General features: G+C 42.5%; 12 protein-coding genes. 2 read left to right on the top strand and 10 right to left on the bottom strand.

Translation table 11 applies throughout. From position 1 onward, the window contains the following. Window positions 1-35: 35 nt before the first annotated feature. Both FHW88_RS18945 and FHW88_RS18940 read right to left on the bottom strand, forming a co-directional pair. Complete coding sequence (locus FHW88_RS18945) at window positions 36-3,251, bottom strand: DPP IV N-terminal domain-containing protein (protein WP_176627515.1); 3,216 nt, start codon at window positions 3,249-3,251, stop codon at window positions 36-38. A 114-nt stretch (window positions 3,252-3,365) separates the two neighbouring features. Beyond that, window positions 3,366-5,696: a penicillin-binding protein 1A gene (locus FHW88_RS18940; protein ID WP_176627514.1), complete on the bottom strand. Its 2,331-nt coding sequence runs from the start codon at window positions 5,694-5,696 to the stop codon at window positions 3,366-3,368. 250 nt (window positions 5,697-5,946) lie between these two features. Here FHW88_RS18940 and FHW88_RS18935 point away from each other — a divergent pair, with 250 nt between their 5' ends. Beyond that, the gene (locus tag FHW88_RS18935) at window positions 5,947-6,825 is read left to right on the top strand and encodes a polyphosphate kinase 2 family protein (protein ID WP_176627513.1); all 879 of its coding nucleotides are present in this window, start codon (window positions 5,947-5,949) and stop codon (window positions 6,823-6,825) included. Between the two features lie 64 nt (window positions 6,826-6,889). On the opposite strand, the gene FHW88_RS18930 is transcribed toward FHW88_RS18935, so the two are convergent. The 8 genes from FHW88_RS18930 to FHW88_RS18895 all read right to left on the bottom strand — a co-directional run bounded on the left by FHW88_RS18930 (window position 6,890) and on the right by FHW88_RS18895 (window position 20,916). Beyond that, on the bottom strand, window positions 6,890-7,258 hold the full coding sequence (locus FHW88_RS18930; RefSeq protein WP_176627512.1) for a DUF4870 domain-containing protein: 369 nt from the start codon (window positions 7,256-7,258) through the stop codon (window positions 6,890-6,892). 107 nt (window positions 7,259-7,365) lie between these two features. Further along, the gene (locus FHW88_RS18925; protein WP_176627511.1) at window positions 7,366-10,413 is read right to left on the bottom strand and encodes a GH92 family glycosyl hydrolase; all 3,048 of its coding nucleotides are present in this window, start codon (window positions 10,411-10,413) and stop codon (window positions 7,366-7,368) included. Between the two features lie 208 nt (window positions 10,414-10,621). After that, entirely contained in the window at window positions 10,622-13,759 is a 3,138-nt protein-coding gene (locus FHW88_RS18920; protein WP_176627510.1) for an efflux RND transporter permease subunit, read from the bottom strand. A gap of 70 nt (window positions 13,760-13,829) precedes the next feature. Next, window positions 13,830-14,933, bottom strand: a complete 1,104-nt coding sequence (locus tag FHW88_RS18915; RefSeq protein WP_229701564.1) for an efflux RND transporter periplasmic adaptor subunit — start codon at window positions 14,931-14,933, stop codon at window positions 13,830-13,832. 20 nt (window positions 14,934-14,953) lie between these two features. Further along, window positions 14,954-16,228, bottom strand: coding sequence for a TolC family protein (locus FHW88_RS18910; protein WP_176627509.1), 1,275 nt, complete (start codon window positions 16,226-16,228; stop codon window positions 14,954-14,956). Window positions 16,229-16,444: 216 nt separating this feature from the next. Beyond that, the gene (locus FHW88_RS18905) at window positions 16,445-17,230 is read right to left on the bottom strand and encodes an amidohydrolase (RefSeq protein ID WP_176627508.1); all 786 of its coding nucleotides are present in this window, start codon (window positions 17,228-17,230) and stop codon (window positions 16,445-16,447) included. A gap of 177 nt (window positions 17,231-17,407) precedes the next feature. Then, entirely contained in the window at window positions 17,408-18,553 is a 1,146-nt protein-coding gene (locus tag FHW88_RS18900) for a methionine aminotransferase (protein ID WP_176627507.1), read from the bottom strand. Between the two features lie 206 nt (window positions 18,554-18,759). Then, on the bottom strand, window positions 18,760-20,916 hold the full coding sequence (locus tag FHW88_RS18895; protein WP_176627506.1) for an FUSC family membrane protein: 2,157 nt from the start codon (window positions 20,914-20,916) through the stop codon (window positions 18,760-18,762). Window positions 20,917-21,190: 274 nt separating this feature from the next. Here FHW88_RS18895 and FHW88_RS18890 point away from each other — a divergent pair, with 274 nt between their 5' ends. Next, the gene (locus FHW88_RS18890) at window positions 21,191-23,767 is read left to right on the top strand and encodes a phosphoenolpyruvate carboxylase (protein WP_090526919.1); all 2,577 of its coding nucleotides are present in this window, start codon (window positions 21,191-21,193) and stop codon (window positions 23,765-23,767) included. Window positions 23,768-23,938 lie beyond the last annotated feature (171 nt).

The following is a 23,938-nucleotide window of genomic DNA, read 5'->3' as shown; positions in this document are numbered from 1 at the left end:
AAGCCGCTTTTCTTATATCGTAGCAATAATTATTATTACCAACCTGGTGTAAAACCTAAACCAAACAACGGTTTTTTAACATCGCTGCGGTTAAATGGAACAGCCAGGTAAGGCTCTAATATAAAGGCACCAAAAACGTTTATTCGCAGGGAAATACCTGCACTCAATGCAGGTACCCGGCCGTAAATGTTTTGTGTTGTAGTAGTACCATCAGAGTTTATAAAATCCTGCTGACCAATCACCGGAGGATCTTTCTGAAAATAGATATGATCGCCGGCATTCCAGGCCAATCCCGCATCAAAAAACAAGTTAAGATCGGTAAACAGGAATTTGGATTTAATAGCAGCCAATTTTTCGGGACCGGTAAATGGCAAGCGCACCTCAAAGTTAAACACAGCTAAACGACTGCCTGATAATTGATCGATAGTAAAGCCATTAGTCGAAGCCTTGCCGTTGTTATAAAATGTTTGGCCTTCGTAACCCCTGATATAAAAAGGATAGCCCACAAATAATGGATAAAGCCCTTTATCGTCGCCAAAACGACCGGTTGCAAAAAACCTGGCAGCAAAGGTAACCGGTGCTGTACGTACATATTTTCTTACATCAATTGTTGGCGCAAAGAACTTATAGGTGCCAAAATTATAACCGGCTTCCAGCCTGTACCTGAAACCATTCAACGGTGCTGTAACGCCAAAAAATGAGTTGTCACCAATTAGCGCGGTTGAAAGCGTTAAAATGGAATATGATTTTAAGTTATAGAAATAAGTGGAACCGTAGTTTTGATTAAGGGTTGCAGACTCTTCTTCGTTAGGGATTTTTTTCCTGTCGGATGTGATGTAGTTACCAATACCTACCTGGGGTTTGCCATTTACCATAGCGGTATCAAGCAGGTAATAATCGCTGTAACGGTCAACACGGTAATAGTTGTGTGAGGCTGCTCCGCTCACTTCAAAGCGTGTTGTCCTGGAAATAGGGTATGAGGTAAACACCCTGCCCGCATCCTCAAAATTGCGGATAATGTCAATGTTATCAGAATAAACGGTTTGATTTTTACCGCCCACATTCCTTACCGGGTAAGTGGTTGTATTGAAGCCGAACTGGTAAGGGATGTGGGAAACGCCCACACCAAGGTTCCAGCGGCCGGTTTGATTTACGTAGGTTACAGCAGCACCTGAATCATAGATCTGCCCGTTTACCGATGCCGCGGCAAAGATCTGGTTGCGGCCTAAAATATCACTAAATACACCCTGGATCCCGCTTGAAAGACTCGTGCCATAGAAGTTACTTACACCAACACCTATACCACTACCGGCAAGGTAATCAAGTTTGAATTTTGAACGGAATGGGATTGCTTTAACAGAATCAGTCGGGATTTTACGATAGGCCAAAAAGTTGTTCAGGTTAGAGTTGATCAGGTCGACGCCCACAGAACGGTTTGGCGGCAACGTGCCTGCTGCAAAGTTAACTTCACCCGGCTGCACAACAACAGGAGTAAAGTCGGAAGCTTTGGCGTTATAAATGGAATATTTTTGCGCACGATAGTAAGAGTAAACCACGTCATCGTGATTGGAAATACTTAATGCCGGTGAATATTCTGTAATGCCAGAGATGCCCGTGAACAGGTTTGTCATTTGTTCTATCTGACCCGACGCGATAGTATAGCGGTAAAGGTTACGGAAGCCATCACGGTTTGACAGGAAGTAGATCTGCTTGCCATCAGCCGAGTATTGCGGGTTCAGATTGTTAGCGCCGTTAAAAATTTTTATGTCGGTTATCTTTCCCGTTGCCAGATCAAGTTCGGCAAGGTTGAAAGGGATGTCCTGTTCAAGGCTTTGGTCATAAGTGGTCCTATCGCTTGAAAAAATGATCTTTTTACCATCCGGCGAATAGCTTGGTTGGTAATCAGAAAACTTATCGTTAGTAAGCTGCGTAATCTTTTTGGTATCGAAGTTATAAGAATACAAATCGCTCTGCCCTTCAACCAATCCCTGGAAAACAATATCCTTGCCATTGGGCGACCATGAAACGTTACTGAACTGACCTACCTGCTCCATCGAAATATCGTCAATTACATTGCCGCTTTTCAGGTCAACTACATCGAGCCTGTTACGGCCCTTGCTAAATACGCTAAATGCAAATTTAGTTCCATCCGGCGACCATGCACCCGCCGATTCGATGAAGTTAAACTCATCAATATGGGTATTGGATACCTTACTCGTGAGTTTTCGTAATATGCGCCCTGTTTTAGCATCGGCCAAATAAAGATCAATGCTGAATAAACTTTTGGCTGATAAAAAGGCGACATATTTACCATCGGGACTAACGGACGGGGCAACCACAAGGTCGCCACCGTTTTTACTGTCAACCAGTTTGATGCCTTTAGGTGTTTGAGTGGTATCCTTTAAAAAGGGTTTATAGGTAGCCTCTATAGAGTTTTTCCAAAGTCGGGAGAGCGTACGGTCGTCATAACCAAAAGTGCGCCTGATACCATATTCCATGCCAAATTTGGCTGCGTTTTTAAAGAATGGCACAATAACGGTATCGCCATAAGTAGAGCCTATGAACGACCAAAAAGCTTCGCCATAACGATATGGGAAATATTTGCTGCTTTCGGTAAGGTCACGAACAGATGGAATATCATGATTGAGATAAGCATCACGCATCCACATGGCTGTGTAAGTATCCTTTTTTCCTAATGAAAGATATTCGGCCATACCCTCTATCATCCAAAGCGGAATGTTATTTATATTTTCATATTCGGACGAATCATGTCCCATCAGCAGGCGATACTGAAACGCATGCACCAGCTCGTGGCCTATTACATGCCTTGTGGTTTGGTTGGTCTCCATCACCGGCATTACCACACGGTTTTTAAGGCCTTCGGTAACACCGCCGGTGCCAACGCTAATTTCACCATCAATAGCGGTTGTTTGCTGAAAATCGGGATGGTTGGCGTATAGGATTATCGGGTTGGCGTGTTTAAAGGTATCTCTGAAAACTTGTTGGTGCAAGGTATACCAAAGCTCACTTTCCTGGGCAAAGCGTTTTACCATACTATCGTTTTTTAGGTAATAGTAAATCTCGAAGTGAGGGGTTTTATAAACGTTAAACTTGAGGTTTTTGTACCTTACCTTGTTTTGGCCAAAATATTGCGCCCTGGCATTGATGCTTATCAACAGCGAGCCGACAAAACAAATGAATATAATGGTGTGTTTTTTAACTCTATTGAAAAGTGAGTAAACTTTATTCATATATTATTTAACTAAATAGATATGGCTAATTTAATAAAATAAGGTTGTTCTTAGTCCAAAAAACAACCTTATTCATTTTCTCTTCACAGTATGGAAAAAAACGCCTGTACCCGTTTACCGTTGATTATTAGGCGGTGTGCTTTCCGGGTTTTCCGGATTGTTTTCCTGTACAGGTGTTACGCCCGTTGTATCAATAGGGTTGCTTAAACTATCAGTTGAAGTTGTATCTTCTTCAATATGCGGCGATGGGCAATTATAAGTTTTGGTGATCTTGCTCCATGGTTTAGGGAATGGGCCGTAAGTATAACCTAACGACTGATCGGCATATACTTTTTCCATAAACCTGCCGAAGATAGGCAACGCCGTATGTGAGCCTTCGCCAGTTTCGGATGTGGTAAAGTGCACTGAGCGGTCATCAGCACCAACCCAAATGCCTGTCACCAGATCTTTGGTGATACCCATATACCAGCCATCCACATAATCGGATGATGTGCCGGTTTTGCCGCCTATCTGGTTGTCTTTTTTCCAAAGGCCGTTGTATTCCCACAGCGCTTGTGAGGTTCCGCCGGGTTCTTCCATCCCCCCGCGGAACATGTAAAGCATCAGCCAGGCAGTTTCCTCGCTTAGTACTTTCTCTGTTTTAAGCTTAAACTCCTGTATCACATTGCCTTGCTGATCAGTGATTTTAGTGACCAGTAACGGATCCAATTTTTCACCCTTGTTAAGAAAGGTGCTATAAGCCCTAACCATTTCATAAACAGAAACATCATTTGAACCCAATGATACCGATGGAACGGACTTCAAAGGGCTTTCGATGCCGCAGCGGTGAGCGTATTCCACAATTTTATCCCAGCCCACTTTTTCGGTTAGTTGTGCCGTAATGGAATTGACAGATTTACCCATAGCCCAGCGCAGTGACATTTCACGATAGGAGAAATGGAAGTCGGCATTGTTAGGCTCCCAAACTTTGTCCTCGCCATTGTCTTTGTACTTGATGGATACCGGCTTGTCGGTAAACTTATCGCAAGGGGTAAAGCCATTATCAAGCGCTGTTAAATAGGCAAATGGCTTAAAGGTGGAGCCTGCCTGTCTGCGGCTTTGGTTTACGTGATCGTAATTAAAGAAACGATGATCGATACCACCAATCCAAACTTTTATTTTACCGGTTGATGGCTCCAGTGTCATCATGCCGGTGTTCAGGATCTTAGCGTAATATTTTATAGAATCTATAGTAGAAAAAGTAGTGTCCTGTTCTCCATGCCAGGTAAACACGGTCATCCGTTTTTTCGTTTTAAAGTAATCCTGGATCTTAATCGTATCACCGCCGTATTTTTTTTCAAGTAGCTTGTAAATAGGGAGCCTTTGTTCGTTTTTGAGGATGAAATCTTTGATCTCAACGCCTTTTGAATCGCGCCACGGATTTTTGTTCCCCCAAAGGTTATAGAAGCGTTTTTGCAGCATCTTCATTTTTTCGGTAACAGCTTCTTCGGCATATTGCTGCATTTTTGAATCGATGGTAGTATAGATCTTCAGGCCATCTTCATAAAGGTTGTAATCATTTTCCTTACACCATTTATCCAGCCATTTCTCAACGGCGCGGCGCAGGTATGAATCGCCGTGGGAGTCGTCTTCAACATAACTCAGGTCGAGCCCGAGTGGCAATGCGACGTTACTTTTATACTGGTCGGCAGTGAGGAACTTATATTTTTCCATTTGTCCCAATACAGTATTGCGCCTTTCGGTAGCGCGCTGCGGATTTTTAATGGGGTTGTAGCTCGATGTGGCTTTCAGCATGCCGATAAGTAAGGCTGATTCGGCAGGGTTTAAGGTGCCGGGCTGCTTATTAAAATATTTTAACGATGCTGTTTTAATACCGTATGAATTGTTGCCAAAGGGCACGGTATTGAAGTACAGCGTCAATATTTGCTGCTTGCTGTAAACGTGCTCAATTTTAAAAGCGGTAAGCCATTCCTTGCATTTATAAACAATAGTGCGCAGCACCGGGATATGCTTAATAACGCCCTGCGATTTCTTTTTACGCGTTTCAAAAAGGTTTTTGGCTAACTGCTGGGTTATGGTACTGCCGCCTCGGCGGTCGCCTTTGGCTGTTGAGAGCACACTGGTAAAAAAGGAGTAAAAATCTACTCCGCCATGACTGTAAAACCGCACATCTTCAGTTGCCACAAGGGCGTTTATGAGGTTGGGGGAGATCTCTTTAAATTCAATTGGTGAGCGGTTTTCTTTATAATATTGGCCTATTAGCTTTCCATCGGCAGTGTAAACTTCCGAGCCGACAGAAAGTACGGGACTTTTAATATCCTGCATGTCAGGTGAGTATCCGAAAAGCCAAAGGAAATTAAGCTCAATAGAACAAAAGAAAATAATTACGAAGTAAATGAATATGACAAAATATCTCAGAAACCGGTTGCGTATACGTCTGAACATTGGGTAAAGATGTAAAATTATGACACTATATCATAGTGCAGTTTAACAAATATAAACAACGTAAAATAGACAGGTAAATTTTAGGTTAACACTGGCATAATACATATTTATATTGTGCAAAGTACACAATAAATAAATCAAAAGCTGTTTGGATAAAAAAAATCGCCTGTTGAAGGTTGCAACGTATATTTGAAATTAAGTTGCTAAAACTTTAATGTTGTTTTTGTACTTTGTATGGATATCTATTTATATGAAAAGTTTGACAGAACAATTTAAAGTACCAAGTAATAGCAAATTTTCGCTGAATGATCATGATCCTGCATTTAGCGATGGTTACGAAAAAGAAGATGCCGGGTCTGTTTTGGATGAACTGATAGCTGAAACTTCTAAATTGGAGGCACAACTTTATGCCTCAAACAGTTATTCATTGCTTATTATTTTTCAAGCGATGGATGCTGCCGGAAAAGATAGCGCTATAGCGCACACTATGTCGGGCATAAACCCGCAGGGCTGCCAGGTTTATAGCTTTAAACAACCCAGTTCAGAAGACTATGATCACGACTTTTTGTGGCGGCATTACAAAGCCCTGCCCGAAAGAGGGCGGATTGGTATCCATAACAGGTCGCACTATGAAAATGTACTTGTCGTTAAAGTCCATCCCGAACTTGTTTTAAAAGAAAATAACCCGGCCATAAAACAAGTTGAAGATATTGATAAACAGTTTTGGGAACAACGGTATGAGAGCATCCGCAATTTTGAAAAGCATATCTGTAACAGCGGTACTGTTGTGATCAAATTTTTCCTTAATGTTTCAAAGCAAGAGCAAAAAAAGCGGTTTTTAAAGCGAATAGATAACCCCAAAAAAAATTGGAAGTTCCAGGCCAGCGATATTGCGGAACGGGAGCATTGGGATGAGTATATGAAAGCTTATGAAAAAGCCATTAACGAAACCGCTACAGATGATTGCCCCTGGTATGTTATCCCGGCTGATAAGAAATGGTTTACGCGCATCGCGATATCAACTATAATCAGAGATACCTTGAAAAAGTTGAAGCTGGAATTCCCTGTTTTGCCTAAAGACGAAATGGAAAAGCTACAGGAGGCTAAACACTTGTTAGAAAAGCAATAACGGAAATATTAAGACTTACGAAATTTTCAAAACTTCGTAAGTCTTAAACTGCGCTGTGAAAATCTTAAATGCCTGAAAACATATTTTGTGCGGGCTCGCCTATAAGGGGCATCGGTTTTCTTTCGCCATTAATTGCGCCAATTAAACCGATGATCCAAATAACCAGCAAGCCCAGGCGTATAATCCAAAGGATAGACGCACCAATAAATATCCCTGATGTTACAAAGGCCAGGCCTATAATAAAACCTGCAATCCATGAAATAAGAATTGAAACGAGGTGAAACAATAAGGTTTGCCTCATCTGGTAGGATGCAAGCGGTGTTTTATTGTTGGTGTATAATGCAAAATAAGCGATAAGCCATCCGATAAGCGTAAAATAACTGATGATGCCGGCGGTCTTACCGTCGTCAGAGGTAGGTTTGTAATTTTCCATGTGTGGTAAAGTTTTTTGTATAAAGCTAACCGTTTAAAAATGAAATAGTTTTATTCGTTTTTAAATGATATCTCATAGCAGACTTTATTTATCCGCACATCAAATCATTACTCTATTGTTATTTCATCGGCAAAAATGTAGGATTGATTGCCTTTGTTCTCATGCCAGTCGGGTAGCGGGCCGTATTGCTTGGCTATCAGTTTAATATAACGGACACTGGTGTTTAACGGCGCGGTAAATTCCTGCGTTTGCACGTTGGTATCTTTAATATCAACTTTGGTGTTAATGGTGGTCGCCAGTTTGTAAGTTTTGCCATCATTTGATGTCCAGAACTGTACATATTTAGGGAACACAATCCATGCTCGGCTATCCTGCAAGGTACTGATACTGATTTGTTTGATGGGCTTAACGGCGCTCATATCAACAATGGCTATAAAATCTTTTCCCTGGTAGCCCTGCCAATTGCCTAAACGCCAGTTGGTAGTGCCGTGCTGTCCATCAATTAATGATTCATCGCCTTTAGCCGCATAGTTTGGCAGGTATTTGTTCTGTATAGTTAGCTTAATATCGTTGCGGAGTTTGATGAAACTTGCCTCATCAATAAAGCTGCTTTTACCCTCCTTTATCGCGATAGCTTTTACCGTGATGTTATCGCTAATAGTAATTGGCTGTGTATAAGGTGTTGACGATGCTGTAGGAGCAGAGCCATTGAGCGTGTAATAGATCTTCGCATCAGCATCCTGATCTTTGATTTCAAGGCTGAAAGGCTGTTTGAATGATTTAGCAGGTGCAATGATATATGGGTTAGAAATAATCAGGTTATCCGTAATTTTTGAAACAGGTTTTTCCAAATCCTGGGTAAAGATCTTATTAGCCAGCCTGCCGGTAAACACCTCAAAATCCCCGCCTTTGATAATATCATCGTAGTTGATAAAAAGCTTACTGTACACCTTTTTATCAAGGTTCATGCCCTGCAGATAGATATTGCTGCGGGTAATGCCGGCGCCGGGGTTAATAATGCTGAATTTTTTGCCGTTCTCCAAATTGATCACTGCCTTATCAAACTGCGGGATCCCGATCTGAAAATCCTGCTGACCGGGTGCAATGTTGTAAATTCCTAAAGAACTCATCACATACCAGGCCGACATTTGCCCGCAATCCTCATTACCGGCTAAACCATCAGGTTTGTTGCTGTATTCTTCCCGCAAAATACGGCTCACATAAAACTGGGTTTTATCCGGCGAGTCGGTAAAATTATATAAGTACGCCATGTGATGACTTGGTTCGTTGCCATGGGCGTATTGGCCTATCAATCCGCTTACATCGGGAATGTCACTGCCGCTAAGTTTTGATTGTGTGCTAAACAATTCATTGAGCTTATTTTCAAATGCCTGTTTGCCGCCCATTTTATCAATCAGGGTTCCTACATCGTGGGGTACCAGGAACGAATACTGCCAGGAGTTGCCCTCGGTATAATTGCCGTTGATCTCTGCAGGGTCGAAAGGCTCCAGCCAGCCGCCGTTGGTACGGGCTTGCATAAAAGTATTCTGATTGTTGAAGACGTTTTTCCAGTATTGTGCCCGCTGAATGTATTGGGTGTAATCGTCGGTTTTATTGAGCATTTTTGCCATTTGGGCTATACACCAATCGTCATAAGCATACTCCAATGTTTTAGACACAGACGCATCTTCTTCGTCTGATTGAACAGCTCCGTTTTGGCGATAATTATCCAGCCCAAACTGGTTACGGTTTACGGCGGCTTTCATGGCGGTGAAAGCTTTCTCGGCATCAAAATCACGAATGCCCTTCGCGTAAGCATCCACTATAACCGGGATAGAATGATTGCCGATCATGCAATAAGTTTCGGTACTCGCAAGCGGCCATATCGGTAATAAGCCGCCCTGATCATACATCGCCATAAAACTCTTGATAAAATCGAGCGTGCGCTTGCGGTCTATCAGCGTAAGCAGCGGGTTCTCAGCCCGGTAGGTGTCCCATAAGGAAAACACGGTGTAATAATCAAATCCCTGAGCTGTATGTACCTGTTGATCCATACCACGGTATTGCCCATCCACATCACTGTAAATATTGGGAGCAACCATGCTGTGGTATAAGGCGGTATAAAATACGGTTTGTTTGATTTTAGCATAGTCTGGCTGCACTACTTTTTTAGCAGGAGGAGCATAACTGTAGGGGCTGGTTCCGCCTACGGGTTGGGTTTGGGTTGCCGGGGCCGGTGCGCCGCCCTCTACCTGAATCTTATTCAATTCATGGTTCCAGGCTATTTTGGCATCTTTCTGAATTTTTTTAAAGTCGAAATCAGGTATTTCTGCATCCAGGTTTTTTAAAGCACCTTCGGTGCTTACCGACGAGATACCCACCTTGCTGATCACTTCGCCGGGATTATCAAACTGCAAAAACAGCTTTACATTCTTGCCCTGTGCTTTGCTTTGGCCATTTTGTATCTGGTTATTTAAAGCAATACCGTAAGTTTTAAAAGGCTTTGAAAACTTAGCGTAAAAATATACCTGCTGTTTATCGGCCCAAGATTTCGACATACGGAAACCACGTAATTCATGATCATTTACCACTTCTATCCATGAATCCAAAACCTCATCGCGGTGCTGCAAATCGATAATGATATTTGCCTTATCGGTTGAAGGGTAAGTGTAGCGATGCATACCTACACGGGTAGTTGCAGTTAGCTCAACGCCAATATTATATTTATCGAGCAGTGTTTTATAATAACCTGGTGTGGCACTCTCATTCTTTTTGCTGAAGTGCGAGCGGTATTCGGTGTTTTTAAATTTAGGATCGCCGGTGGTTGGCATAAACAATACATCACAGTAATCAGGCACACCGGTACCGCTCAGGTGCGTGTGCGAGAAACCATATACCAGGCTATCGGTATAATGATAACCGGAACAGCCATCCCAACCCTCCAACCGGGTATCCGGACTAAGCTGTACCATGCCGAAAGGCCTCACCGCACCGGGATAAGTATGCCCATGTCCGCCAGTACCTATAAATGGATCAACCAGTTGGGCGTAGTCTTTTTCCTTCTCTTTTTTCTTTTGTGCCAATGATAAAAAAGGCAGAACAAGCAACAGGGCGACCGGCAAAGCAGAGCGGAATACAGGTTTGATCAATGACATATTATTTAAAACCAATTATATGATTTGAGTGTGCACAAATTACACTAATTACCACGAATATTTACTAACAGGAAAGTTTCCTATTTTATTATTAGTATAAAAAATGGTCACTAAAAACAAATAGCGACGGGCATATCCACATCGCTATTTGTTTTAGAATAACTAATTCGTGAAATTCGATTTAATTCCAAATAATTAGTATTCAGTTTTATCCTTTTATCATACCTACTTTTTTCAGCAGCTTACGGTTTTCACGAAGGTGTATTAAACGGTACACGATTGCGTAAATAATAGGTAATATCAATAAGGTTAGTATGGTAGATGTCACAAGCCCACCTATAACTACTATAGCCAGCGGTTTCTGAGTTTCCGAACCAATACCGGTTGAGATAGCCGCTGGCATTAAACCAATGGCAGCCATCAGCGCGGTCATCACTACCGGGCGCACACGTGATATCACGCCTTGCATAATGGCCTCATCAAGGTGCATTTTTTCTTCAATGTTTTTCTTAAACACTGAGATCAGGATCACACCATTCTGAATACATACGCCAAACAAGGCAATGAAACCAATACCAGCTGATATACTAAAGTTTGTATTAGTAATATGTAATGCTAAAATACCGCCTATCAACGCAAACGGCACGTTCAGGATAACCAACACTGCATCTTTAGCGTTACCGAAGGTGATGAACAGGATCAGGAATATCACCAGTAAACATACAGGCACTACGTGCGCTAATGTATTTGATGCCCTGATCTGGTTTTCAAACTCACCGTTCCAGGTAAATGAATATCCCTGGTCAAGTTTTACAGCGGCGCCTACTTTTTCCTGCGCTTCGGCTATAGTGCTACCTAAGTCGCGGCCACGCACCGAGAATTTCACAGCGATGTAACGCATGTTGTTATCGCGGTAAATAAATGCAGGGCCGGTTAATGTGGTGATTTTGGAAATCTCTTTGATTGCAATTTTTGAACCGTTAAGTGTCGGTACCATCAGGTTCTCAATTTTGCTTTGAGTATCCCTGAATTGTTTTTGATAACGAATCCGGATATCAAATTTACGTTCGCCTTCATAAAGCTGCGAGGCGGCTTTACCGCCTATCGCCATCTCAATAACCGAGTTGGCATCGGCAGTAGACACACCGTAAAGCGCCATCTTGCGCTGGTCAAGCTCAATACGAAACTCCGGCTGACCAAGGTTGCGTAAAATACCAAGGTCTTCAACACCATGGATCTTCTTGAGCACGGCCATTACCGAGTCGGCCTTCTGATCAAGCACCTGGAAATCGGGCCCGAATATTTTTACCGCCATAGATGCAGGTACACCGGCAACAGCCTCAGCTACGTTATCGATAATAGGCTGCGAATAGTTGAATACAATACCCGGAAACTGGCTTAATTTCTTGTCCATTTCGGCTATCAGCTCTTCCTGGCTGATGCTTCGTTTCCATTCCTTTTTAGGCAGAAGGTCAACCTGGATCTGCACGTTAAAGAAACCTTTCGGGTCGGTACCGTCGTTGGTACGACCAACCTGCGACAGGGTTTGTTTCACCTCGGGGAAGGTTGAAAGGATCTGCCTCATTTTATCAGTTACCTTAACCGAACTTTCCAGCGAGGTACTCATTGGCAGCTGCGCGGTTACCCACAGGGCGCCCTCGTTAAGCTGCGGAAGGAATTCCGAACCTAAAAATTTAGCCGAAAAGAAGGTAACCGACATAAAGGCTATTGCTACAATGAGACTCAGTTTTTGGTTACGGTAAGTGTAGCTGAACATACGGCGGATACCGTTTTCAAAGAATATCACTACCGGGTTATGCTTCTCCCTTACATTTTTGTTAAGTAAGATACTTGACAAAGCTGGTACCAGGGTAAGGGTAAAGATCAACGCGCCAAGCAAAGCAAAACCCAAAGTGTAAGCCAGCGGAGAGAACATTTTACCTTCAACCTTTTGGAAAGCGAAAATTGGTACCAAACAGGTAAGGATGATAAGCTTGGAGAAGAAGATCGCTTTACCCATCTCGGCGCCGACATTTTTGAATAGGCCAAGTTTAGCCAACCCGTTGAATTTTTGCATCCCTACTTCCTTAGCCCGGTGATCAAGCGCCACGAAGATCCCCTCAACCATCACCACCGCGCCATCTATAATAATACCAAAATCGACTGCACCCATAGAGAGCAGGTTGGCGCTCATTCCCTTTAATCGTAAACAGACGAAAGCAAACAATAATGCCAGCGGTATAATGATAGCAACAATGAGCGTTGTGCGCCAATCGGCCATAAACAGGAATACGATAACGGTTACCAGGATAATACCCTCGCATAAATTATGGATCACCGTTTCGGTACAAAAATCCATCAGGTTGGTACGATCATAAAAGGTGGAGATCTTTACATCGGCAGGTAACACGCTTTTGTTGAGGTCGACAACTTTCTGGTTAATGAGCTTTAATACCTCGGCAGGGTTTTCACCTTTACGCATTACCACAATACCTTCAATAACGTCGTTGTTTTTATCCCGGCCCACCTGGCCTAAACGCGGTAAACCACCCTCTTTAATCTCGGCAATATCACGGGCCAGGATAGGAACGTTATTAACGTTTTTGATAATAATATTCTGAATTTCTTCGATATTATTGATTAAGCCAATACCACGCACTACATAAGCCTGGTCGTTTTTTTCGATGATATCACCACCTACGTTAATGTTACTGCGATTAAGGGCCGTGTAAACATCAAGCGAAGTAAGACCGTATTTTTGTAACAGCGAAGGGTTTACACTCACTTCATAAGTTTTTTCTTCGCCACCAAAACTGTTCACGTCAGCTACGCCGGGGATTGATTTAAACTGGCGGTCAAGCACCCAATCCTGTATGGCGGTAAGGTCATGCAAAGATTTGGTGTGGCTTTTTAGGGTGTAGCGGAAAATTTCACCTGTTGGGCCGTATGGCGGTTCAACCTCGGGTTTAACACCATCGGGCAAATCAGCGTTGCCCAAGCGGCTTAATACCTGTTGGCGGGCAAACGCATCATCAACATCATCATCAAAAATAATACGGATGTATGATAAACCGAAAGATGATGTGGTACGGAGGTTAGCCTTTTTTTGCACCGAGTTTAAAACGGTTTCCATTGGTATGGTAACCATTTTTTCCATTTCTTCGGCACTGCGACCCGGCCATTGGGCTATAATAATGATCTGCGTATTGGTAACGTCGGGAAAAGTCTCGATAGGGGTGTTGGTATAGCTCCACACACCCAAAGCTACCAATACCAGTGTCATAAAAAACACAAAGTAACGGTGCCTGAGCGAGAAGTATATAATATTTTTGATGAACTTGTTCATTGTTGTCTTTGTATTTTAAAAACGTAAATGCCTGGTTTTAAAACCCGGCAATTTTTGGTTTATCCACCTGTTAGTTGTTGCCGGCAATGGCATCATAAAAAAGCAGCTGGTTTTTTGAGATGATCTTATCACCGGCTTGCAAACCTGATGATATATAGGTGGTGTCTTCAACGGTTTTGATAACCGCTACCTGGCGCACCTTCAAATCGTCTTTATTGTTATAAACCACTACAAAGTTTTTGCTATTGTCATAAACAACGGCTTTAGCTGGTATAGCAACCGACTGCGCTTTTTCGCTGTTGGCTATTACCACACTGGTGAACATCTCCGGCTTAAGCAGCATGCCATCGTTAGGTAGTACTATTTTGATTTTCAATACCTTGTTGTCCGGATCGAGTACAGAGCTCACTGCATCAACCTTGCCGGTAAATACCTTATCCGGATAAGCGATAGTGGTAACCTTCGCGGTATAACCAACTTTAACACGGCTAATGTCTGATTCAAACACGTTTGCCCAAATCCAAACATCTTTCATGTTGGATATAGTGAACATGCTGTTATTATTATCCGGACGGATATAGCCGCCTGCCGTAATATTTTTTTCGACCACGAAACCACTTTCAGGCGCTTTGATCACCAATGTACCGCCGGGGCTGGTATTCCCGCCGCCGTTGATTGCAATCTGCTCTTTTACTTTGTTGTAGGCGGCTTCGGCTTTGTTGAAATTTTCTTTAGCCTCGGTATAATCGCGCTCGCTTGAGATGCCGTTTTTGTAGAGGTATTCGGCCTGTTCAAGCTGGCGTTTGTAAATAGCAAGGTCGGATTTTGACGAGCTCAGGTCGGTATAATTACCTGCAACATCGGCGCTGCGTACAATGGCGAGGGTTTGGCCTTTGCTCACTTTATCGCCCAGCGAAACTTTTACATCTAACACCTGCCCGCTTGAAAAAGGGAATACTTTAACAACAGTGTTGTCATCATATGATACCTCGCCCGAAAGTGTAAGCTCATTTTTTATGGTAGCGATTTTGGCAGTATCGATTGTGATAATTTTAGCCATCGAATCACTCACAGTTACCTGTTTGTTTTCAACAGCGGGAGGTGTCTTGCCTTTGCAAGCGGCAAGTAGTAGCAAAGCTGAGATGCCGGAAAACAGCGTTTCTCTTTTCATCATAGTAAGTCTTAAAAGTTTAGTCAGGATTTTATTACGGTTGTGCCAACGGCAAAATTGAGGTCGGCAATTGCTTTTTGCAGGTTGAATTGCTGTTGCAATATTTTTAATTTGGTGTCCTTATAGGTGTCAAAAAAATCTACAAACTCCACAAGGCTTATCTGGCGCTGCTGGAAGCTCTTGAGCATTGCGCCAAACAGTTTATCGTACTGCTCATTAAAGGCGATTTGCTGGGTTGAGAACAACTGCACGTTTAGCTTATATTGATTAACAGCAGCAACTACATCATTTTTAAGCTGGAATTCATTTTGTTTCAGGGTGCTCTCCTGGCTTTTGATATTGTATTGTGCCGACTTGATATTGCCCTGGTTGCGGTTAAACAACGGTATCGGGAAACCAATTTGTAAACCATAGTAGTGCGCGGCGTAGCTGCTGTGTTGATCGTAGGATACACCTAAGGTAACATCAGGCACCGCAAGTGCTTTCTGATAAGCGAGGTTATGGGTAGCCGAACTTAACTGGTATTGGTTTGACAGGTAGTCGGGCCTGTTGGTCATGGCCTGGCTAATAAGCGATTGCACATCAAGATCAACGGTTTCAACCGGCTTATCATTTATGACAGGCTGAACAAATGTGGTTTCCTTGGTTTGGAGTAATGTTTTAAGCTCTGTTTGCAGATCATTGATCTGGCGGTTATTTTCAACCATGTCATTTTGCAAACCGAACAATAGAGCTTTCAGACGGATGAGGTCCTTCATGGAGGTATTACCTACATCAAATGATTTTTGAATTGCATTAACCAGTTCAGTGGCTGATTTAATTTCGTTTTGATAAACTAATTGCTGTGCATTCAAGGAGCCCAACTGGCTAAAATCAAGCTGCAGATTATAACGCAGGTTACGCATCAAGTCATTAAAGGCGGCTTCCTGAACTTTAGCATCGTCTTCGGCTACTTTTACCTGTTTGCCGCGTTTGCCGGCAGTGGCAAACACTTGGTTTAACTGGACAAATATTTGTCCGCCTCCGTTTGAGTGGTTAAAAAATTTATTGGTGCTACCGTCATGGATATTCTGGTCGGTGCTTAACACAGGGTTGTCCCATAATTTAGCTTGTTGAATGAGCGCCTTTGAGGCATCAACATTATACTTTTGGGCAAGCAGGCTTAGGTTGTTTTCAATGAACTGTTTTTCAGCATCAGGGAAAGTGATCTTTAACGTATCTGTTTGCGCTTCGGCCTTTTGTGTTAATAAACTAAAAAATAACGGTGATATAAATAGCAGGGATTTTATAGTACGCATGTTTCCTTCTTCAATTCTACAGTACAAAAATTCGAAACGGTTATGAATTTTGTATGAAGTGAAAGAAAACTAATGGTAGGAACGGGAACTGTCTGAACTCGAATTAAACGAATTGAAGAATTTATTGAATTCTATATTCTGGCAATTCAATATATTCTTCAAATTCCGGTTCAGACAAAATTAAGAAATCTTCAAATCCTATGAATCAGGGTTCTTTCAGATATTTATTTCAAAATTATCCGCATCTTTCAAAAAAGGTAGTGCGCGGCGCACTTTTTCAACCTCATCACCTATGATACTGAAAGTGTAAAGGTCTTCTTCATCACGTTTATAGTAAACTACCTTACCGTTAGGGTCGATACAGGTGGAATCGCCGCTGTGATAAACCTCGTTACCATCATGCCCTACGCGGTTAACCGCTATTACGTACGACTGGTTTTCAACCGCACGGGCAGGTATCAGTGTACGCCAGTGCGCAGCACGGCGCTCGGGCCAGTTAGCAACCACAATGAGCAGATCGTAAGGATTAGCTTCTATATTACGCAGCCACACCGGGAAACGAAGGTCGTAACAGATCACCGGGCAAATTTTCCAGCCGTTAAGTTCAACGAAAAGCTTTTTGGTGCCGGCAGTGTAGGTATTATGTTCCTGGCCAAGTGCAAAGAGGTGGCGTTTGTCGTAATGTTCATAACTGCCGTCAGGACGCATCCAGATTAACCGGTTGTAGTACTTGCCACCTTCTTTAATAATAATAGTCCCGGTTATCACACAATCATATTGTTTGGCTGTTTTTTCCATCCATTGCATGGTTTTGCCATTCATAGGCTCAGCCAATTCAGCAGCGTTCATAGTAAAACCCGTACTGAACATCTCGGGCAGTATGATGAGATCTGTTTTTTCGCGGATCCCTCCCGATAGCCTGAGCGTAATATTCTGAAGATTTTTATCAGTATTTTCCCAAAAAAGATAGCCTTGAAAAACAGTAATTTTTAGATTTTCCATAATATTTGGTTCATAGTTGATGGATCATGGTTCATGTCAAAAATGAATGACGATTGGTTGATCCATATTGATAAAACTTATACAATTGGCTACGATTCTTGAACTATCGACCATGAGCCAAAATCAAACTTAAATAATTTGGCTATGGTCCATAAACTATGGACGTTTAACCAAAAATTAAACTCGAATTAACCTATCAACGGCTTTATCTAAAGTTTCTTGCCTTTTGGCGAAACAAAACCTTAACACATGGTGATCTATACCCTTACTGTAAAATGCCGAAACAGGTATTGATGCTACCCCAAATTCCTTCGCCACACGGATAGAAAAGTCGGCATCTTTTTCGTCGGTAATAGCGCGGTAACTCACTGACTGAAAATATGATCCTGAACACGGCAAAAGCTTAAAACGGGTTTGTTCAAGGCCTTTTCTAAAATAGTCGCGTTTGTCCCTGAAAAATTCGGCCAGGCCAAGATAGGTTTCTTCATTTTTTAAATGCTCGGCAATGGCATACTGAATCGGGGTGTTTACCGCAAACACCAAAAACTGATGGATTTTCCTGAACTCGTTCATCAAATAGGCAGGAGCCATGCAATAGCCCACCTTCCAGCCGGTAGCATGAAAAGGTTTGCCGAACGATGCTACGATGAAGCTGCGTTGCTGCAGATCAGGGTAGCGGGCCATGCTGTGGTGGGTTTCGCCATCATATATCAGGTGTTCATATACCTCATCGCTAAGGATCAGGATATCCTGGTTTTTCACCAGCGCACTCAGCTCATCGATATCTTCCTTATGTAAAATGGTTGCCGTTGGGTTATGAGGCGAGTTAAGAATGATCATTTTTGTTTTTTGGTTAATAAGCCGCTTAACCATGTCCCATGCAATGCGGTAATTAGGCGGCTCAAGGGCAAGCGATTTTACAACGCCGCCCATCAGTTTTATGGCAGGGGCATAGCAGTCAAAAGCCGGCTCGAATATGATCACCTCATCGTTGGGGTGAATTACAGCACTTATAGCTGTAAAAATGGCCTGTGTACCACCGGCAGTGATGGTAATCTCTGTTTCGGGGTTATAAACCGCGCCGTAAAGCTTTTCGGTTTTTTCGGCAATACGCTCTCTTAAAGCCATGACACCAGCCATGGGCGCGTATTGATTATGCCCTTCTTTCATGGCTTTATTTACAAGCTCAATCAGGTCGGGCGAACAGTCATAATCAGGAAAACCCTGCGACAGATTTATTGCACCCAGTTCGTTGGCCAGGGCCGACATAATGGTGAATATGGTAGTTCCGGTTTGGGGTAATTTTGAAACAACAGGTATCATCAATGGCTAAAGTAGGGAAAAATCATTATGAACGTATCCCCATAACCCGGTATTTTTTGTATTTGGAAATATTTTAATTTAAAGGTTTAAACATATTGCTGTGCCATGATTTTTAGGATTAGAAGATTATTCTGATACTATAGAGAGGAGATTATAGGTCTTTACCCTACATTACCTGGCGTCAGGGCAATCCTAAATCCTCTAAATCATGGTTCAAGCAATATACTATCCGTAATCTTTGCAATATCGTAGCTGATCTTATTGATAAAGCCCAATTGCTCTTTCAACAAAGCATCTTCGGCCTGGGCTACCGGCTTTAGAGCTTCCGGGTTAACAGGGGGGATTTTACCTATATTAAATTCAATATTTTGAGCATGCAGTTTTTGACCGGTATCGTTCAAAACGGTTATACTTTTTTTGATGAGCTTCATGGCTTCAGGGTGTGCAACCGGGATTTCCTTTTTGCTTTGTGCTGATGCAATGGTAGCGATGTATGAGGAAAGGATATGGTTAAGCACCACAAATTTATGTACATCCTTAATTTTGCGCTGTTTGCTTTTAGGTTCTGATGTCATGCGCTCAAAAGCGGCCGAAAGGTTGGCCGATTTTACATAAACCTCTTTACGCGCCAGCTTATAAGTTGTAATGCTGATCATTTTGCCCGAAATGCTTTCGGCAATGGTAATCAGGTAATTGATGTTGGCTACAATGACGTCGCGAAGGGTTTCCTGGATCTGTTCAAACTCCCAGGTTGGGAAAATGAGGTAGCTGGCTACCAGGGCAATGGTTGAGCCAATAATAGTATCGATGATCCTTTCCTGCGCCACATTTAACAGTCCCACACCTAAAAACTTGAATAGGATAAGCACATACGGGGTCATGAAAATTACGCTCACTACATAATTAAGGCGTTGAAAGCTGTAGGCACCCATCATAAAAATCACCAGGAAAATAAACTGCGCAGTAAGATTAGGGATGAAGGTAAGTATGGCTATACCTATAACACCACCGCCAATGGTGCCTATTAAACGCTGGTAGTTACGCTGTTTTGAAAGACTAAACCCGGGCTTCAATATTACAATGATGGTAAGCAGTACCCAATAGCTGTGATGGCCTAATGAAACCAATTTAGCCGTGATAAAGCCTACCAAACATACCAATGCTACACGCAGGGCATGTTTGAATGCGCCGGATGCCAGCGTAAAGTTGTCGAAAAAAATATGCGGTGCAAAATCCTGGTGGGTAACAAAAGCCGAATACTCCACATCACCTTTGGGCTCATTTAATGATTCGGCGGCTTTTGAGCTGTAGTACTTGTAAATATTGTTGATCCCCTCGCTAAGTGAACGCAGGTTTACCAGCACCTTTTTAAGCACCAGATTGCTGGTTTCCTGGTTGTTTTTTCCGATGGAGTCGATCTTTACTTTTAGCTTCTCCAACTCAATTGTAAAATCGGTAAGATGGCGGCGGCGTGTGTTGGATAATATAATATAGGCTATATCGTCAAGCTCATCGGCCATATTATGGATAATACGGGCTATTTCGGTTAGTACGCCGGTGTCTTTAAATTTTTCGCGAATGTGGTTGTAATCATAGTGCGTGGCCATGATCTGTTCGTAAATATCAACAAGGTCCACAAAGGTGAGTACCAGGATCCTGCTTGGTGCCGTTGATTCGCGGGCCATGATGCGGCTTTTAAAAAGCAGTTCGCGCACAGCATCCTGGTGCTGGCTCACCTGAATTTGTTTGGAAACCAGCTTGCGGTAGTTTTCGTCGATATCTGTATCCGATAAATAAAAATCGGCTTTGATGCGTAAAAAACGTGCTATATCGGTCACATTTTCGCCAAGGGCCTGCTGCGCCGCGCGGTAAGGGCGGATACCGAAAAACAACAAACTGAAGATCATATACCAAACACCGCCTGCTAAGATAGTCGCACTATAACCCAATACCTCGGGAGCTGTCAATGCCTTATCCATCATAAAGATCATGATCAATAATGATGAAGTACCTACGGATGCTGCCCTGTTGCCATAAACCGTAAACATGGAAAACAAAAAAGCGAAGAAGGTGATCTCGAAGCCAAGGGTAAATACATTGAGCCGAGCAAACCCGGTAATAGCGGCAACCAAAAATAAACATAGGTTGCCGGCCGCCATAGCATTACGCTTGTGCGATACCGGCCCGGGAGTATCTATAACGCAGATACACAATGCGCCCAGTGAAAGTGTGAGGCCCAGATCAAACTTATCAAACTGCATTAGGAGCAGTGAGGGCAATAAAATGCCTATACAAATGCGGATCCCATCAGAAAAATATTGACTGTAAAAGAAACTTTTTATCTCCCTGATGTTTATAGACATGGTAGCAGTAGCTTTGTAAATAACAGAACTATTATAAGCAATTTTGTTTGTTCGGCCTGTTTTTATTAAATATAATTTATTGGCCTAAAATGACGTTTCAAATTTACATAATTTTAATTTATGTATCTGTTTTTGATAAAAATGGCATTAATTGAAGATTTGTGTTAATAAATATTTACTTTTTGATGAAATTAAATTAAAGATCAGTAAATTCACCCCCCGGAAAAGGCCAAAAGCTAAACCAATCAATTTTACCTCAATTTAATTTTTTACTATGTCGCCAACGTTAAAACTCAGCCAAAGAGAAGCAGCCTTCAATAACGAGGTTGTTACCCGATTTGAGTTATATAACAGTTTGTTTCAAACACTTCCGTTTTACCAGGTAAAGGATACAGGGATCTTATTACCGTTTTTCAGTTCACATTGTGAGAAAGGCGCTATCACCCATGATTCGCCGACAGATATTATCGAGTCGTTTTTTGAAAAGTATGTACCGGATATCGATCATCGCGAGCAGATTAACCGCATGTTTAGGTTTATTCAGTACATTGAACGGCAGGTGGTTTTATTTGACGCCATTGAAGATTCCTCATTTAATAAAATAGGTAAGTTTGATGACAGTGGTACCCTGCAAAGCTTGTTGCAGCATGCAGCCATCAGTGATGAAAGCCGGCAGGATATCAGTGAAAAATTAAAAGATTTTTCGTTGCGCCTGGTGCTTACCGCTCACCCTACGCAGTTTTATCCCGGTACGGTGCTGGGCATCATGACAGATTTAATTGAAGCTGTAAAAACCAATGATATCAATAATATTGATGTATTGCTGCAGCAATTAGGTAAAACGCCATTCTTTAATAAAACATCGCCAACGCCGGTTGATGAAGCTATCAGCCTTTCCTGGTTCCTGGAAAATATATTTTATCATGCCGTATCTGGGATCCAGTCAAAACTGGAAGAGGAGTTTGATATCGACGCCGCAAGCCGTCAGATACTGGAACTTGGTTTTTGGCCGGGTGGCGACCGTGATGGTAACCCTAACGTAACAACCCAAACCACTAAAGAAGTTGCCAGCTTTTTAAGGCAGCGCCTGTTCAGGTGTTACTACCGCGATTTCAGGGTACTAAAACGCCGAATTACTTTCCGCGGTGTTGAGGGGGCCATGACTAAACTGGAAACGCTGTTTTACAAAAACGCTAATGAACAGTTAACCCCGGTTGATCTTCAAGGCGAACTGCTGGAGTTGCTGCTTTCTATAAAAGAAGTTATCCTTCGGGATCACGATGGTTTGTTTGTGAATATTGTTGAGGATATGATCCAGAAGGTACGCCTTTTTGGATGTTATTTTGCAACACTTGATATCAGGCAGGACAGCCGTATTTTACGTAAGGTGTTTGAATATGGAACCCAAAATATTGACACAGGCGTAGCGGAAGGTTATTCGGAACTAAGCGAAGAAGATAAGATAAAGAGCATCACTTTTAAAGAGGCCGATTTTGTTTGCCCTAAAGAGGAAAAAGATGCTATGATCCACGATACACTGGATACCATCAGGTTGGTTAAGCAAATTCAACAGGGTAATGGTGAAAGGGCGTGCCAGCGCTTCATTATCAGTAACTGTCAGCGCGCTTCGGATATTTTGCAGTTGATTAACCTGTTTTTATGGAGCGGGTGGAAAAAAGACAGCTTAAGCATTGATTTTATGCCGCTGTTTGAAACCGTGAACGATCTGGAACATGCTGCAGGCATCATGGAACAGTTGTATACACATCCGTTTTATGCAGAACATTTAAAAAACAGGGGGAGCCAGCAAACAATCATGCTTGGTTTCTCCGACAGTACTAAAGATGGCGGTTACCTGATGGCTAACTGGTCAATATATAAAGCTAAAGTTGAGCTTACCGCGATGGCCCGCAAATACGGCATCCAGCTGGCGTTTTTTGATGGCAGGGGAGGGCCGCCTGCCCGCGGTGGTGGTAAAACACACCGTTTCTATGCATCGATGGGTAAAGAGATTGCTAACGAGCATATCCAGTTAACTATACAAGGGCAAACCGTTAGTTCGCAATATGGTTCGGTTGAAACGGCCCAATTTAATATGGAGCAGCTGATCAATGCAGGTATTATTTCAGCATTGCACCCCAACCGTAACGATCTGCTGGATAGCCGTCACAAGGAACTCATTCAGCAAATGGCCGACGTGAGCTACAAGCTGTTTATCGATCTGCGCGCACATCCGCTGTTTGTTGAATACCTTGAAAAATTCAGTCCGCTGAAATTATTGTCGAGGATTAATATCAGCAGCCGCCCAACTAAACGTAATGCAGGGGCTCAATTGAAACTGGAAGACCTTAGGGCTATCAGTTTTGTAACTTCATGGAGCCAGTTAAAGCAAAGTATCCCCGGTTTTTATGGTGTGGGTACAGCACTTAAACAGGTTAAAGAAACTGGCGGTTGGGACGAGATTAAAGAGCTTTATCAAACCTCAGGCTTCTTTAAAACTATGCTGGATAACTGTATGATGTCGATGTCGAAGTCGGACTTCAGGGTTACAGCGTACCTGGAACAGGATGAAAAATTTGGCACCTTCTGGAAAATGCTTCGCGATGAGTTTATTCTTACCCGCGAAATGCTTCTTGAACTAACCGGCAGCACTGTACTGATGGAAGAATACCCGGTTGAGCGCCGTTCTATCGCTATTCGCGAAAAAATAGTGTTACCGTTGGTGATCATTCAGCACTACGCCCTGCAATGTATCAATTATGAAAAGGATACTGAGCTTAATGATGTTTATAACAAGCTGGTGATCCGTACGGTTTACGGTATTGTAAATGCCGGGCGCAATTTGGCTTAAGAGTTTATTGTTTTAATTTATATCCCCATCCACCTGTTAGCAATAGCAGGTGGATTTTTTTTTGATTTAATTATATGATCATGATGGGCTGCGTCAAAAGCTTTCAAAGGTTTTGACATTTAGTCTGAAAAGCCTCTGCCGTCAAACTTTAAGAAAAAACCGTGAGCCATT

Source organism: Mucilaginibacter sp. SG538B, assembly GCF_013376065.1.
GTDB classification, from domain to species: Bacteria; Bacteroidota; Bacteroidia; order Sphingobacteriales; family Sphingobacteriaceae; genus Mucilaginibacter; species Mucilaginibacter rubeus.
Note: the sequence above shows the minus strand (reverse complement) of the source record. Positions and strands in the feature narration are given on the sequence as shown.